16 protein-coding genes are annotated in these 15,094 nt (G+C 58.9%); 1 reads left to right on the forward strand and 15 read right to left on the reverse strand.

Annotated features, from left to right (window positions below; genetic code table 11):
* Positions 1-227 precede the first annotated feature (227 nt).
* The 8 genes from AC2FFA_RS05100 to alr form a co-directional block, all read right to left on the reverse strand.
* A complete protein-coding gene (locus AC2FFA_RS05100; protein WP_117868764.1) occupies positions 228-821 on the reverse strand; it encodes a CvpA family protein in 594 nt (197 codons plus the stop codon).
* Positions 822-861: 40 nt separating this feature from the next.
* Complete coding sequence (gene radA / locus AC2FFA_RS05105; protein ID WP_299893770.1) at positions 862-2,226, reverse strand: DNA repair protein RadA; 1,365 nt, start codon at positions 2,224-2,226, stop codon at positions 862-864.
* Positions 2,227-2,347: 121 nt separating this feature from the next.
* Positions 2,348-3,130 (reverse strand): DNA repair protein, encoded by a 783-nt coding sequence (locus AC2FFA_RS05110; RefSeq protein WP_496850312.1) that lies wholly within the window; start codon positions 3,128-3,130, stop codon positions 2,348-2,350.
* Positions 3,131-3,279: 149 nt separating this feature from the next.
* The gene (locus AC2FFA_RS05115) at positions 3,280-3,732 is read right to left on the reverse strand and encodes a paraquat-inducible protein A (protein WP_117868767.1); all 453 of its coding nucleotides are present in this window, start codon (positions 3,730-3,732) and stop codon (positions 3,280-3,282) included.
* Positions 3,733-3,809: 77 nt separating this feature from the next.
* Positions 3,810-4,409 carry a cytochrome b gene (locus AC2FFA_RS05120; protein ID WP_496850314.1) on the reverse strand — a complete coding sequence of 200 codons (600 nt, stop codon included), beginning with the start codon at positions 4,407-4,409 and terminating at the stop codon, positions 3,810-3,812.
* Positions 4,393-5,139 carry an ABC transporter ATP-binding protein gene (locus AC2FFA_RS05125; RefSeq protein ID WP_496850316.1) on the reverse strand — a complete coding sequence of 249 codons (747 nt, stop codon included), beginning with the start codon at positions 5,137-5,139 and terminating at the stop codon, positions 4,393-4,395. Before AC2FFA_RS05125 ends, AC2FFA_RS05120 begins: the two co-directional genes overlap by 17 nt.
* The gene (locus AC2FFA_RS05130) at positions 5,136-5,918 is read right to left on the reverse strand and encodes an MlaE family ABC transporter permease (protein WP_496850318.1); all 783 of its coding nucleotides are present in this window, start codon (positions 5,916-5,918) and stop codon (positions 5,136-5,138) included. Before AC2FFA_RS05130 ends, AC2FFA_RS05125 begins: the two co-directional genes overlap by 4 nt.
* The gene (alr, locus tag AC2FFA_RS05135) at positions 5,915-6,949 is read right to left on the reverse strand and encodes an alanine racemase (protein WP_496850320.1); all 1,035 of its coding nucleotides are present in this window, start codon (positions 6,947-6,949) and stop codon (positions 5,915-5,917) included. The genes AC2FFA_RS05130 and alr overlap by 4 nt, the downstream gene beginning before the upstream one ends.
* Positions 6,950-7,190: 241 nt before the next feature.
* Between alr and AC2FFA_RS05140 the strand changes: the two genes are divergently transcribed.
* Positions 7,191-7,730 (forward strand): GNAT family N-acetyltransferase, encoded by a 540-nt coding sequence (locus AC2FFA_RS05140; protein ID WP_496850322.1) that lies wholly within the window; start codon positions 7,191-7,193, stop codon positions 7,728-7,730.
* A 46-nt stretch (positions 7,731-7,776) separates the two neighbouring features.
* Here the strand turns inward: AC2FFA_RS05140 and AC2FFA_RS05145 are convergent, their stop codons facing one another.
* The 7 genes from AC2FFA_RS05145 to AC2FFA_RS05175 form a co-directional block, all read right to left on the reverse strand.
* A complete protein-coding gene (locus tag AC2FFA_RS05145) occupies positions 7,777-8,823 on the reverse strand; it encodes a Hint domain-containing protein (protein ID WP_496850323.1) in 1,047 nt (348 codons plus the stop codon).
* 123 nt (positions 8,824-8,946) lie between these two features.
* Complete coding sequence (locus AC2FFA_RS05150) at positions 8,947-10,437, reverse strand: replicative DNA helicase (protein WP_496671013.1); 1,491 nt, start codon at positions 10,435-10,437, stop codon at positions 8,947-8,949.
* Positions 10,438-10,697: 260 nt separating this feature from the next.
* Entirely contained in the window at positions 10,698-11,375 is a 678-nt protein-coding gene (locus tag AC2FFA_RS05155) for an orotate phosphoribosyltransferase (RefSeq protein ID WP_117868774.1), read from the reverse strand.
* Between the two features lie 142 nt (positions 11,376-11,517).
* Complete coding sequence (locus AC2FFA_RS05160; protein ID WP_117868775.1) at positions 11,518-12,699, reverse strand: ammonium transporter; 1,182 nt, start codon at positions 12,697-12,699, stop codon at positions 11,518-11,520.
* Positions 12,700-12,896: 197 nt separating this feature from the next.
* Positions 12,897-13,373, reverse strand: a complete 477-nt coding sequence (locus AC2FFA_RS05165) for a CinA family protein (protein WP_299893748.1) — start codon at positions 13,371-13,373, stop codon at positions 12,897-12,899.
* Positions 13,370-13,867 carry a phosphatidylglycerophosphatase A family protein gene (locus AC2FFA_RS05170; RefSeq protein ID WP_496850326.1) on the reverse strand — a complete coding sequence of 166 codons (498 nt, stop codon included), beginning with the start codon at positions 13,865-13,867 and terminating at the stop codon, positions 13,370-13,372. The genes AC2FFA_RS05165 and AC2FFA_RS05170 overlap by 4 nt, the downstream gene beginning before the upstream one ends.
* Positions 13,864-14,994, reverse strand: a complete 1,131-nt coding sequence (locus AC2FFA_RS05175; protein ID WP_496850328.1) for a bifunctional 2-C-methyl-D-erythritol 4-phosphate cytidylyltransferase/2-C-methyl-D-erythritol 2,4-cyclodiphosphate synthase — start codon at positions 14,992-14,994, stop codon at positions 13,864-13,866. Before AC2FFA_RS05175 ends, AC2FFA_RS05170 begins: the two co-directional genes overlap by 4 nt.
* Positions 14,995-15,094: the final 100 nt, after the last annotated feature.

Below are 15,094 nucleotides of genomic sequence, written 5' to 3' on the forward strand. Positions count from 1 at the left end.
ACGGTGCCACAGGTGCCGGGGAATGGGTCGGGCGCCCTGTCAGATCTGCAACGGCGCGGGCGAAGTTGTCAAAAGCCGGGATATTCTTGGCAAACCGATCTCCAGCCGGTGTGACGGGTGTTTCGGGCTGAAAACGATCCGCTGCACGGTCTGTGGCGGGGAAGGGTATATTTGAATCGAGAAAGCCCGGACAGTGCCGGGCTTTCATCATTCAATGTAACCTGAGATTACCCGTCAGCGGGCGCGGTGGTTGCGGGTTGTTCGTTTCCTGCGGTGCAGCTGGCGACCAACTCTTCATATTGTGCAGTCACCCACCCCAGAGCCGCTTCGGGGTTTTGTTCTTCAATCTGGCTGCTGAACTGCTCGAACACTTTGGCCGAGCGGCTTTCGTCCACGATTGTATAGGACTGGCCGGTCATGACCGTGTCATAGACAAAGAAGGCGATTGCAACCAGCAGAATGCCGCGCGCGATGCCGAAGAACAGCCCCAGCGCCTGATCCAGCCCGCCCAAAGCCGAGCGCTGGACCAGCGATGAAAACAGCGGTGTAAAGATGCTGACCACAATCAGCGCCACGGCGAAGACTGCTGCAAAACCGGTGATCACCGACAGTTCACAGCTGTCGCGCAGGAAATCTCCGACCACCGGTATTTCCTTGACCAGCGGCACGGCCTGTGGGGCAAAGATGAATGCCAGAACAGCCGCTGCGACCCAGCCTGCAATGGCCAGAACCTCGCGCATGAAACCGCGTGAGTAGGCCAGCAAGCCCGACAGCACGATGATCAGCGCGACCACCCCGTCAATTATTGTAAAACCTTCCATGGCCCTCGCCTGTTCTTTTTCTGCCCCTCGAGGCGCGACTTTAACCTGCTCCGAAGGTTTCGCCAACAAACCCCACCAAATCAGAGGGTCGGGTGAGTGTCAGACCTGCCACAGTGCCAGTTTTGCCACCTGCCGGAGCAATTGCCGCTGTGAAACCAAGTTTTTGCGCTTCTTTCAACCTGTTTTCGGTCTGTGGGGCAGGTCTAAGTGCCCCAGACAGCGAGATTTCTCCGAAAACGACCGTATCCGTGGGAAGGGCCGTGTCTTCGCGTGCGCTCAGTAACGCAGCGGCAACGGCCAGATCGGCAGCGGGTTCGCTGATTTTTAATCCACCGGCGACGTTCAGATAGACATCAAGGCCCGCGAAGGGGATGCCGCAGCGCGCTTCGAGCACTGCGAGGATCATTGCCAGCCTTCCGCTGTCCCATCCTACGACGGTTCGGCGCGCTTGCGAATGAGGTGAGGGTGCGACGAGCGCCTGCAATTCGACCAACACGGGGCGGGTACCTTCAATTCCGGCGAAAACAGCAGAGCCGGGGCTTGGTTTGCCACGTTCGGACAGGAACAGGGCCGATGGGTTGGTGACTTGTGCCAACCCCTTGCCGGTCATTTCGAATACACCGATTTCGTCCGCCGGGCCAAAGCGGTTCTTGACTGCGCGCAGTATGCGGAACTGGTGGCCGCGCTCGCCTTCGAAATAAAGCACCGTGTCGACCATATGCTCGACCACGCGAGGGCCGGCGATCTGGCCATCCTTGGTGACGTGGCCAACCATGATGATCGAAACACCGTGCCGTTTCGCAAACGTGGTCAATTCATGTGCCGCAGCCCGGACTTGTGACACCGAGCCGGGTGCGCTGTCGACATTGTCTGCCCACATGGTCTGAATCGAGTCGATGATGGCCAGACCGGGCTTTTCCGCTTCAAGCGTTGTGAGGATGTCGCGCAGATTGGTTTCGGCGGCGAGTTGAACGGGGGCGTCCTCAAGCCCCAGACGGCGGGCCCGCATGCGAACTTGCGCGCTGGCTTCTTCGCCCGAGACATAGATGGTTTTCACGCCTGCACGCGCGAATCGCGCCGCGGCTTGCAGCAGCAGGGTGGACTTCCCAATGCCGGGGTCTCCGCCCACCAAAAGGGCCGAAGCCGGGACCAGCCCGCCGCCCAGAACGCGGTCCAGCTCCTCAACCCCGCAGAGTGTACGGGGCGGCGGCGTTTCCTCGGTCGACAGGTCTGTGAGTGCAATGGACTGGCCGCGTTTTCCGCCGAGTGATTTTTTGGCCGGGCCAGCCGATAGGGGCGCGTCCTGAACTATGGTGTTCCATTCGCCACACCCATCGCAGCGCCCGGACCATCGTGTATGCGTCGCGCCGCAGGCCGAGCAGGAGAAGGATGTCGTCTTTACCATGACGCTCTTCGTGCCCGAGGTTGGACGGTTCTTCAAGCCCTTGTAGGCTTTCCTCACCGCCGATGGCGCGCTGCGGCCTCAGGCCCCGATGGGCCATCGTCCGCAGCGGGCGCAGTCGCGCCTATTCCGCCGGTCGAAGGGGCGACATTGCAATCACGCTGGCCGCCTTGGAAGAACTCTCATTGCGTGGAGCCTGTAGTTGGGTGGACAGTTCGGGGAGAAGCTCGAACAGCTCATCCCGCAGGCGCGTAAGTTGCGACTTGGCGATTGTCTCTTCCATTTCCACATCCCGCGTCCACTGGCGCAATTCGTTCTGGATGATCTGCGCTTCTTCCAGACGCCGCTGAAACAGCTCGATCTCTTCCTGCCGCTGTTGCAGGAACATCCGCGCGCGTTCGACCCGGACATCGCCATAGGTCTGGGCCAGTTCCTGACTGATCTGGCTCATCTGAGCGGCCAGCTCCAGAATCTCTGGCTCAAGCGATTGCAGGTCAGGGTGCTGGCGCAGAAAACCCATGCGTTCTTTGACGGCGTCAAACTCGGACGACATCATGAACAGGCCGCCACGATCGGCGGCATGAGCCATTTGATACGCTTCGGCGATGTCGTGCATGTTAAGGGCAAATTTGCGGTGGTTGTTCTCCAGCGCCATCATTCGGGCGTTGGCCGGCAGGTAGAACGCCAGCATAAGAACCAGAGCGGTCAGACCAATCTGGATGAACATGCCGGCATCCTTTGCCGGTGCCTCGCCAAATCCGGCCTGCATCGAGAGCCACGGCAATACACCCAAAGCGGACAAAAGCGTGGCTGAAACGGCAAGTAAAGCAGCCATACAGATAAGGAAAAAGGTCAATCTTAAAAAGGCATTCTGAAACTGTAATGTAATACTGTGGAGGGCGGCCATGATCGTCGAACTCCTTCTCAAACCGGAACACACCGGGTCAAAGCGGAAGGTAATCTAACGACTTAGTGCGATCCGCTGCGGACCCGAAAACTACAAAACACTGCTGCTCGAAATACAAAGATGATACTCAGATTTGTGTTTTCAATCAATTAGGTCTGCGCTTTTCGTGAAGTGGATGTCATCTCTGTAATATGGCCCAAAGCGATCGAAGCCAGAATGCAGGCGGTGAACAGGTAAAGACCCCATGCAGTTTCGATGGTCGCATAAGAGATGCCCTTAGCCAAAGTGATGTAGAGCGCGATGAGGAAGATGTCGGCCATGGCCAGCTTGCCGAGAATGTTGAGCGCGGGCTGAACGCGTGGGTCCAGCAGGTTCCATTGGATCAGGGCGGTGCCGATGGTTTTGATGTAGGGCGCAAAGAGGGCGAAGATGGTGACGATCAGCGCGAGGAAGACGTCGGACTTCCACAGGGACTGGAGGCCGGTGATGACGCTGATCTCTGAGAGGCCGAAGATCGGCAGGAACCCTGCGCGCATCAGTGGAGCGAACCACGCGATGGGGTAGAGGATCAGCAGCGAGAGGGTGGCGAGGCGGAGGGTCATGGCGGCCAGTTCTGTTTCGTTTGACCGCCTAACAGTACGTCGTTGGATCGTCTGTGCAAGGATGCTTGTTTAGAAGGTTATTCTGCCCGCCTCATACGGGCCATCAAATTGGTTTTCAGGACGAACTGATGGAACAGGGCGGCCAAAATATGCAGAAGAACCAGAACAAGCATCAGCGTTTTCATGACTTCATGCACTTCAGCGGATGCTTCTATCCCTCCGAGCCATGCAAGGGCGCCAGAGACCGGTAAAAGCAACATCAAGGCATACAGCAAGAAATGGGTTGCATGAGCAGCGAGTTTCATCGCGGCGGTTTCCTGTTCCGGAAGTGACGGTGCGCCGCGGGTCAGGCGCAATGCGATCCGCCAAATCGCAAGTGCAAGGACAAGCAGGCCTCCGAATACATGGAGAGCAACTGGTGCTTGAAAAGAGACGGGTAATCCGCGTTCGATTTGATCCCATGCTTCAGAAATCGGCTCGTGAAAGAGGAACTGAACCGCGATCAGAAAGAAAATAGCCCAATGGAGGGCGATTTGGGTGCGCGAATAAGAAGTGGGCATGGGGAAGCTCCAAAAAAATACAAGAGTTACACTGGTGTAACGTATGACTTCGGGAGTTCCGTCGATGAGTTTTGAGTTTTTTCGTCGAGCGCAGGAGGTTTCACCGCACCGCCTCAATCGGCCCCTCGGCACTGCCGCTGATGAATTGCTCCACATACGGATCACCCGAGGAGTCCATCTGGCTCACCGGGCCGGTCCACTGGATCACGCCTCCGTGCAGCATGGCCACGTTATCGGCAATCGCGCGGACCGAGCTCATGTCGTGGGTGATGGTCATCGCAGTGGCGCCCATCTCGGTCACGATTTCCCGGATCAGATCGTTGATGACGCCGGACATGATCGGGTCTAGGCCGGTGGTGGGTTCGTCGAAAAAGATGATCTCGGGCTCGGCGGCGATGGCGCGGGCGAGGCCCACGCGCTTTTGCATGCCGCCTGACAGTTCCGCCGGAAAGCGGTCGGCCACGTCGGATTTAAGTCCCACGCGGCGCAGTTTCTCTATGGCGATCTCGCGGGCTTCTTCGGTGGGACGTTTCAGCGAGCCGCGCAGCAGGCGGAAGGCGACGTTCTGCCAGACGGTCAGCGAGTCAAACAGAGCCGCGCCCTGAAATAGCATCCCGAACCGGGCCAGAAACGCATCGCGATCACCCTTGCTGGCGTCTTTGCCGTCGACATAGATCATGCCGCTGTCGGGCTTGATCAGGCCCAGAATGCACTTCAGGGCGACCGATTTGCCGGTGCCTGACCCGCCGATGATGACCATCGAGGTGCCCTTGGTAATTTCAAGGGTCATGCCTTGCAGCACGCGGTTGTCGCCAAAGGCTTTATGTACGTTCTCCATCCGGATCATAGCGAGAAGAAAACCCCCGTAAGAACGAAGTTTGCAGCCAGAATCAGCACGGCGGCGGCTTCGACCGAGCCCTTGGTGGCGCGGCCCACGCCCTGTGCGCCACGGCCGGAATTCATGCCGTAGAAACAGCCCATGATGGCTGCGATCAGGCCAAAGGCCGCGCCTTTGACCAGCGACGAGACGATGTCGCGGGTTTCCAGGAAATCCACGGTGTTTTTCAGATAGGTCGCCGGGTTGAAGCCCAGGTTTTGCGTGGCCACGGTGTAGCCGCCGGCAATTCCGATGATGTCACCCACTGCTACCAAAGCAGGCACTGTGATCAGGGCGGCCAGAACCCGCGGGACGGTGAGGTATTTCATCGGATGCGTGGACAGTGTGACCAGCGCGTCGATCTGTTCGGTCACTTTCATCGTGGCGATCTCGGCCGCGATCGAGGATGTCACGCGGGCTGCGATCATCAGCCCGACCAGAACCGGGCCAAGTTCGCGCACCATGCCGATGGCGACGATCTGGGGCACCACGGCTTCGGCGTTGAAACGCGCGCCGCCGGCGTAGATCTGCAACGCCAGCGCACCGCCGGTGAAAATCGCCGTCAGGCCGACGACGGGCAGGGACAGCCAGCCGATGTTCAGCAGGGCCATACCAAATTCGCGCGGATAGAAAGGGGGGCGCAGGATATGCGAGATCGCATCAAGCGCGAACAGAGCCACCCGGCCAAAGGCCGCAAGCAGGCTTAGAACTGTGCGGCCCAGACCTCCGAGCGCGGTGATCGGGTTCATTCCACATAGCCCCGCGAATAGCGATTGCCCATTGATGTGAGGATTTCATAGCCAATTGTACCGGCAGCTTCAGCCAGATCATCGACGGTTTGATGGCCATTCAGGATACGCAGGCGTTCCGGGTCTTTGGGCAGGTCGGTGACATCCACCGTGATCAGGTCCATCGAGATGCGGCCGACAACCGGGCAGGGCTGGTTGCCGGCGAAGGTGTCGATCCCGCCGCCGATGGCGCGATGCAGGCCGTCTGCATACCCCGCCGCGACTGTGGCGATACGAGACGGTCGACGCGCAACCCAGCTGTTGCCGTAACCAACAGTTTCGCCCACGGCCACATTGCGCACCTGAATGACAGGCAGATCGACCGTGACAACGGGTTTGGCATCCGCAAAGGGCAGGCCGCCGTACAGACCAATGCCCGGGCGGCAGAAATCGAAATGGAACTCTGGCCCCAAAAGCATGCCGCCGGTTGCAGCCAGAGAACGCGGCGCAGTGACACCTTCGGTCATCTCTCGGAAGGTTCTAAGCTGCTGCTGGTTCATCGGATGGTCCGGCTCGTCCGCGCAGGCCAGATGGGACATGATGACAACAGGTGACAGCGCCTCAGCCTTTGGGCGCAATTCGGCCCAGTCGGCGGGCTCCAGACCCAGCCGGTTCATGCCACTGTCCAGTTGAATGCCGAACGGATGGTTGGGCAGGGCTTGTTGGTGGAGTTGGAACTGCTCTGGCGAATTGATCAACGGCGTCAGATCGTTGGCGAGCAGCAATTGGGTGTCGCCTTCCATATGCCCTGAAAAGGCACAGATCATCGGGCCGGGGCCAACCGCCTGGCGGACAACAGCGCCTTCTTCTGCGGCAGCCACAAAAAACTTGCGAACGCCTTCTTCGGCCAGCGTGTCGCTGACAGGCCCGGCACCCAGCCCGTAGGCATCGGCCTTGACCACGGCACCGGTTTCGACCCCGGTTTTCGCGTCGAGCGCCCGCCAATTGCTGGCGAGCGCCTGAAGATTGATCGTCAAACGTGCAGTACTCATGGCACTGTTCATGACATTGCGCCGTCCAAGGTCAAGAGGGAATGGCGCATTTACCTGGCGGTTTTTGACGGTGTTTCGTCTGTTGTGGCGGAAAACACCAAAAAATCAGAAGATTCGCCAACCTTCCGTTGTAATTGCCCGGTTCGGGGATTGTTTTCACATCAAAGTTAAAGCGATCTTGGGAACAGGATCGTTCCGCCCCGGCGAAGGCGAGGGCGCACCGTCAACCAATGAGGAAGCCATGGATTTTTCTAACGGATTGGCCGTAGACCCATCACAGATCATAAGTCTTTTTGCGGATGTCTTTGCTGCGTCGGAAGGGCCGGAAGAGGGGGCGGTAATTGGTGCATTCGTGCGTGAATTGATCAACAGCACGCCTCCCGAAGATATCCTGGTGTGCACGGCGCATCAGGATCACGAGCTGCTTGGCTGTGCCATCTTTTCAAGGATGACGTTTTCGCAGGATACGCGCAATGTGTTCATCCTCTCGCCGATGGCCGTTCAAACGGGCTCGCAAAAAACAGGTATTGGACAGGCGCTGATTTCTTATGGTCTGGATCGCTTACGGGCGTCAGGTGTGGATGTGGCACTGACCTATGGCGATCCGGCCTACTATTGCAAAACAGGTTTTGCGCAGATCACGGAAGACACCGCCCAACCGCCGCTGAAACTCAGCCAACCGCATGGTTGGTTGGGTCAGGCGTTGGATGGTCACGAAATGAAGCCTTTGAAAGGCCCGTCGCGATGCGTTTCCGCACTAAATAATCCGTCGCTCTGGTAAACGAGGTAGGCTGTCTGGTTTGGGCCCACGACGATCTTGGCATCGCTTAGAACTGGGCCTGATCCAGGATTGCCTTACTGTTCCGGATGTGCCGGGCCACCAGCTTTTTCTGACGTCTGCCACTTGGGATATAGAAGGCAGGGTCCATATCCCGATTGCGGTTCAGCCCCGGAAAAAGCTGCAAGAGCTCGTGCAACGCTTCGGGTGGAAGGGATTTGAGGGTCTCGGGGCCGGTGAACAGGCTTTCGCTTGGCGCACCTTCGGCAAAGAGTACCACGTGGCGGTCAAAGACAAGGTGGTGGTAAGTCACCTGCGTCGCGTCACAATTCACATGAACGCCCGGTAAATCAGTCAGCCGGATGGCCGACACCAAAACGTCCCGCGTGTCGAACATGCGCTGCGCTATGTCTGATCGGACCAGTATTCTGTGTTGTCGCGATACCATCAGGTCTCGACTGGGCAATCCGTGTCCCAAAGCCCCGGCTATGATGCAGACCGGGCGCAGTTCGGGCGTTTTCAAAAGGTCCGACTGGCGAAGGGACCGGGATAGAACCAGACGAACGACTTCCGAATTGCCACCGGTTGTCATGACCCGATCGCCTGACCTTATGTCCTGAACAGATATTTGCCCACGATCCGTCAGGATAAGAGTGCCAGAGGTGAAACAGGGGGCTCCGGGGCTGGGATTGGGGTCTTCTACAAAGTTAACCCCATCCTTCGATGACAAGGACGCGGTATCGTCAGTCCCGTTGCTGCCTATCTGGGTCGAGGTCTGGCCATTGGCTGGCCCCTGGGTCGCAGTCACCTGAGCGTCAAAGGACACAAAGCTAAGAACCGAACCATTGTCTGACAATGAAATTGCCCCCAATCGATTGATCCGGGCGGAGATCACGTAATAATCGAACCCGCCCACGCTGGTCATCGTTCCGGTGTCAACATCTGTCGAACTGCGTACCGAGCCGTTGGCGTTGTAAACATCAACCTGCAATCCGGTGACATCGGTTCCGGTGGGGACACGGATTTCAATGAAATCTCCGTCCGGAGCAAAGTTCGGGCCGTTGCGATATCTTATTTCCGAAATAATCGCGGGCAATTCTGCTGGTCTCCGGGCGGGAACGGTGCATTCTGGCTGAACGTCACCGTCACTTTAACACCGGGCGGGGAAAACACAAAAGTGCTTGGCGTGTAGCATCTTGGGCGGGCGTTCAGTCCGCGGTCAATAGCCCTCGATCTCACCGCCCTGTTGCCAGGGTTTGACCAGATTGCCAAAGCGGGTGAATTGTGCCTCGAACGACAATTCGACCGTACCGATGGGGCCGTGGCGCTGCTTGCCGACGATGACTTCGGCCTTGCCGTGCAGACGTTCCATCGCCTGCTTCCACTCTTCCATCTTTTCCAGTTCGTGATCGCCGGGCTTTTCCCGTTCCTTGTAATATTCCTCGCGGAACACGAACATAACCACATCAGCGTCCTGTTCGATCGATCCTGATTCCCGCAAGTCGCTGAGTTGCGGGCGCTTGTCGTCGCGATTTTCGACCTGACGGGAGAGCTGGGACAGGGCGACCACCGGGATGTTCAGTTCCTTAGCGATGGCTTTCATGCCCATCGAAATCTCGGCGATTTCGTTGACGCGGTTGTCGGCCATGCCCCGGCAAAGCTGGAGGTAGTCGATGACAAGCAGATCAAGCCCATGCGTCCGCTTCAACCGTCGCGCACGGGCGGCGAGTTGCGAGATCGGCAGGGCCGGGGTGTCGTCAATAAACAAAGGGCAGGCTTCCAGTTCCTTGGCCGCATCCACGAAACGGCGGAATTCGGCCTCGGTCATGTCACCCTGACGGATTTTGTGGCTCGAGATCTCCGAGGCTTCGGCCAGAACCCGGCCTGCAAGCTGTTCCGCGCTCATCTCCAATGAGAAGAAGCCAACCACGCCGCCATCTATCGCACCCTCGGTGCCGTCGGGTTTAGTCCCGCGCTTGAAGGCCTTGGCAACGTTGAAGGCGATGTTGGTCGCCAGCGAGGTTTTACCCATGGATGGGCGCCCGGCCAGAATGATCAGGTCGGACGGGTGCAACCCGCCCAATTGCTTGTCCAGATCGGCCAGACCGGTGGAAATCCCAGCCATGCCGCCACCGCGCTGGTAGGCCTCGTTGGTGACGTTGACGGCTTCGGTGACAGCCTTGAGGAAGGATTGAAAGCCTTGCTCGGTCTGGCCCTGCTCGGACAGCTGATAAAGCAGCTGCTCGGCCTCGACGATCTGTTCTTTCGGCTCGCTGGCGATATCGACCCGCGCCGCCTTGTCCGAGATATCGCGGCCTAGCCGGATCAATTCGCGCCGGATGGCGAGGTCATAGATCATCTGGGCATAGTCGTGCACCGCGAATGCGCTGATCGAGGCACCGGCCAGCTTGACCAGGTAGGCGGGACCGCCCAGTTCTTTCAGGCCCTCATCCTCGGCCATGAACGATTTGAGCGTTACGGGCGAGGCGAGCGCATTCTTTGCGATACGGGCCGCGGCCACTTCGTAAATCCGGGCATGGACCGGATCGTAGAAATGTTCAGCCCCGATGATCGAGGCGACCCGGTCATACAGGTCGTTATTGGTCAGGATCGCACCCAGAAGCTGTTGTTCGGCTTCAATGGAATGCGGCATGGTTTCGGCGTTCTGAATCTGTGCCGCTGCCTGCTCGATGCTGCTAATCTCGTTCATTTTTGTCCCCGCTGCCCGTTCCGAGGTTCTACACGCGAAGCCCCGGTTCAGGCTATCTGCAAATGAATGGGGGTAAGTTGGGATAACCACCCCCGGCCTCGGGATAACTGCCCACCTTAATGGGGATAACTTCCGTCCAGTTTTGCACGGCAGTGAGGTTATCGCAACATTTGGTGTCGTAACTGCAATTTTCGCCTAGATAGGCACGATTTCGGACGATTCGAATATCAACTATCCCCAATTCGCCCACAGGCTTGAGGTCACGACTTATGGGCTTCCTGCCATCCGCGCGGGTCATTCAGGAAGGCCTCGACACCGTCAAGTGTTTCTTGGTCAAAGGTTTTCTGCGCCTTGGCCTCGGCCAGAACGTCCCACCATGTGCAAAGGCTGTGCAATTGAACCCCGTGATCGCCCAGTGTCTTCTCGGTCTCGGGGAAGATGCCGTAATAGAAGATCACTGCAGTATGGCTACAAGTAGCACCGGTTTCGCGGATCGCATCGACAAAGGACAGTTTCGAGCCGCCGTCGGTTGTCAGGTCTTCGACCAGCAGTACACGTTCGCCTTCGCTCATCGCGCCTTCGATACGGGCATTGCGGCCGTAGCCCTTGGGTTTCTTGCGGACATAAGTCATGGGCAGGGCCATGCGCTCGGCGACCATGGCGGCAAAGGGGATCCCCGCCGTTTCCCCGCCTGCGATGTTGTCGAACGCCTCGAAGCCTGCGTCGCGCATTACTGTGACGGTCAGGAAATCCATCAGGGTCGAGCGGATACGCGGGTACGAGATCAGTTTGCGGCAGTCGATATATGTCGGGCTGGGCAGGCCGCTGGCCAGCGTGAACGGTTCGCGCGCATTGAAATGCACGGCTTTGATCTCCAGCAACATTCGCGCGGTCAGGCGGGCGATTTCGGTGCTGTCGGGAAAGGAACTGGGGATCATGGTGCAAACCTCGGGGCTGAAAACACGTTGCGGGCTGATAGCCCGACCCTTGTGCCGGAGTCGAGAGGGATTGGACAAAAGAAAAGCGGACCCCCAAGAGGTCCGCTTTTGCCCTTACGGGCGATGGGCAGCCAAGGTGGGCTTAACTGCTCATGTCATAGGCCCGCTCGCCATGTACCGAGAGGTCGAGGCCATTTGTCTCGGTCTCGGCGTCTACGCGAAGTGGCGTGATCTGTGCAACCAGTTTGACCAACACAAACGTGACAACTGCCGTAAAGGCACCCACGATAATCAGCCCACCCAACTGCGCAGTCCAGGTTCCGAGGCCAAACAGGGCGATCATGATCGTGCCGAAGATACCGCCGACGCCATGCACGGCGAACACATCCAGCGTGTCGTCGATATTCAGCTTGTTGCGCACGACGCTGACGGCTTCCTGACACAGAACGCCGGCCACCGCGCCAATGATCAGGGCCTGAACCGGACCGACGAAACCCGAAGCGGGCGTGATCGAGGCCAGACCGGCGATTGTGCCCGTGACCAGACCGACCATCGAGGCCTTGCCAAAACGGATACGTTCCCAAAGGGCCCAGCTTAGGGATGCGGTGGCAGCGGACAGGTGCGTTACGGTCAGGGCCATCGCTGCTCCGCCATCGGCGGCCAGTTGCGAGCCACCATTGAAACCGAACCAGCCAACCCAAAGCATTGCGGCACCGATCATGACATAGCCGGGATTATGCGGAGGCGTGGTACGGTTACGCCGAGGGCCGAGGATAACCGCGATGATCAGGGCTGCCAGACCAGCGGTTTCATGCACCACGATGCCGCCAGCAAAGTCGCGCACTCCGATCTCGCCCAGAATGCCGCCATCAGCCAGCATCCCTCCACCCCAGATCCAGTGCACCACCGGTGCATAGCACAGCAGCATCCAAAGGGCCGAGAAGGTCAGGACAAAGCCAAAACCCACACGCTCGACATAGGCGCCCACGATCAACGCCGGGGTGATTATGGCGAAGGTCATCTGAAAGGCAAAGAACAGGATCTCGGGCAGGGTTCCTGCAAGGCTGTCCACGTCGACGCCGTTGAGGAAGGCTTTGCCCAAACCACCCCAAAGTCCGCTTTCACCGGGGCCGAACGCGATGGAATACCCTGCGACCAGCCAAAGGACGCTCATCAAACAGGCAATTGAAAAGCAGTGCATGAACACGCTGAGGACATTTCGGGCACGCACGAGGCCGCCATAGAACAGGGCGAGGCCTGGCAATGTCATGAAAAGGACCAATGCGGTTGCAACGATGATCCAGGCTGTATCTGCTCCGTTCATGTGCCATTCTCCCTTCCGAATGAGTGCGCCGGTCCGTCGAAACTCGGCACAGATCGGCGCTGTGTGAGCGGTGTGGGCTGTTTCAAGCCACCGTCGGTTGGAGAAAAAAGAGGCAAGGCGAAAAAAAGCGCCTGTTTTGGCAGCCTTTTTTCAACTGACTTCAAAAGAAGCGGTTTCAGGGGCCATGTGCTGAAAGTTTAGGCGTCTGCGGAAAGGGCCGTGTACAGCAGGCCCAAGGCGTGGTCGCGCGCCGCACGCCGCACAGCATCGCGACCGGGTGCGCCGAATTCGACGGTTTCGACATGCGTCGGCTGTCCCTCGGCGGCCAGCCCGAAACACACACGCCCTTCAGGTTTGAATTCGGACCCGCCCGGCCCGGCAATACCGGTGATCGAGACGGCAAGCTGCGCTCGTGAATTGCGCAGCGCGCCTTCTGCCATTTCGCGGGCAACCTCTTCGGAAACCGCACCGTGCGCGTTCAGCGTTTCGGCCTGAACGCCCAGCATGTCCTGTTTGGCTTGGTTGGTGTAGGTGACGAAACCCCGATCCACGACGGCAGAGCTGCCGGGAATGTCAGTCAGGGCCGCAGCGACCATGCCGCCGGTGCAGCTTTCGGCGGTGGCGATCATCACGCCTTGCGCCTTGGCGCGGTCCAGCAGGTCTGTCACGTTCATAGCCCCAGAACTCCGTGTGCTATACCTGCCAGAACCATCACGCCGATGGCTGCAAAAACACCCGCAATCACGTCGTCCAGCATCACGCCCATCGGATCTCCGCGGCGATCAGCCCAGCCAACGGGCCCCGGTTTGGTGATGTCGAACAGACGGAACAGGATGAACCCAGCAACCCAGCCGGGCCAGAGCGCGGCAATGTCGATTCCATGCGCCCATGACGGATAGGAAATCGCCCAAAGCGCGATGAACTGGCCTGCGACCTCATCAATGACAATTTCGGACGGGTCGTGGTCATCCTGATCCCTGGTCATCACCCGCGTGGCCCAGAGGCCGCCGAAAAAAACTGCAACCGTTGCGATCGCCAGCAACGGGAAACCACCCAGCGTGTGCAATACCCAGGCCATCGGCAGGGCCACCAGCGACCCCCAGGTGCCGGGGGCGGGGCGCATATAGCCAACGCCGCCAACCGTACCGATCATCTGTGCGATATTCATGCCTTCACCAGACAGACTGTGGCGATCGAGGCGATGCCCTCGCTACGGCCGGTGAAGCCCAGTCGCTCGGACGTTGTCGCCTTGACCGAAACCTGATCTGCGCGCAGGTTCATGATGTCAGACATCTTTTCCCGCATGGTTTCTGAATGCGGGCCAATTTTCGGATATTCGCAGACCAGCGTGCAATCGACGTTCGAGATACGGTATCCCATCTGTTCTACCAGCTCGACCGCGTGGCGCAGGAAAATCTCACTGGCTGCGCCTTTCCATTGCGGATCCGAAGGTGGGAAATGCTGTCCGATATCCCCCTGAGCGAGCGCGCCATAGATCGCATCGGTGACTGCGTGCATCCCGACATCGGCATCCGAATGGCCTTGCAGCCCGCGGTCATGCGGCACCTTCACACCGCAAAGGATCACATGATCTCCATCGCCAAAACGGTGCACATCGTACCCGTTGCCCAGCCTTACATCCATGTCCGTTCCCATTATGCGTTCCACCCGGGCAAAATCCTCGGGGCAAGTGATTTTCAGATTGTCAGCATCGCCCGGTACGATGCAGACATCGAGCCCGGCGGCTCGGGCAACCTCGACATCATCTGCCGCGCCGCCCGGATGGGCAGCGTGGGCAGCGGTGATGGCGTCATAGTGAAACCCTTGCGGAGTTTGTGCAGCGAACAGGTTGCTGCGATCCTGCGTGCCGGTCACAACCTGTTCATGCCCGATCCACAGCGCATCTGTCACCGCCAGCCCCGGCGCCGCCGCCGGACATGTGTCTAGGGCGTTCAGAACGTCCTGTATGATGCGGGGTGTGACGCAAGGCCTTGCCACGTCGTGGATCAAAACGCGCTGCACGTTCAGGCCGGCCAGTGCGGCCAATCCATTGCGCACCGATCCCGCGCGATCCGTTCCGCCCGAGGCAAGGATCAGGTCGGTTTCACGAAATTCTTCCCATGCGGCGCTATCTTCGTCGGACAACACCATAACAATGTGATCCAGCTGTCCGCGAAAGCGCTGGATCGTCCAATCGGCCACCCGCCGACCCGCAAGGCTGCGCCATTGCTTTGGCACGCCACCCCCGGCGCGCGACCCGCGACCGGCGGCAACTATGATGGCGGCGGTTGTCATATGTGCACGCTCTCCTCGTGATGGGCATTGTTTAGGCGGAGGTGAATGCAGAGGCAATCACCCATGGTCATGTGATTAAAAAGCAGGCAAATGATGATTT

The sequence above is a fragment of the Ruegeria sp. YTSB088 genome (genome assembly GCF_059609825.1).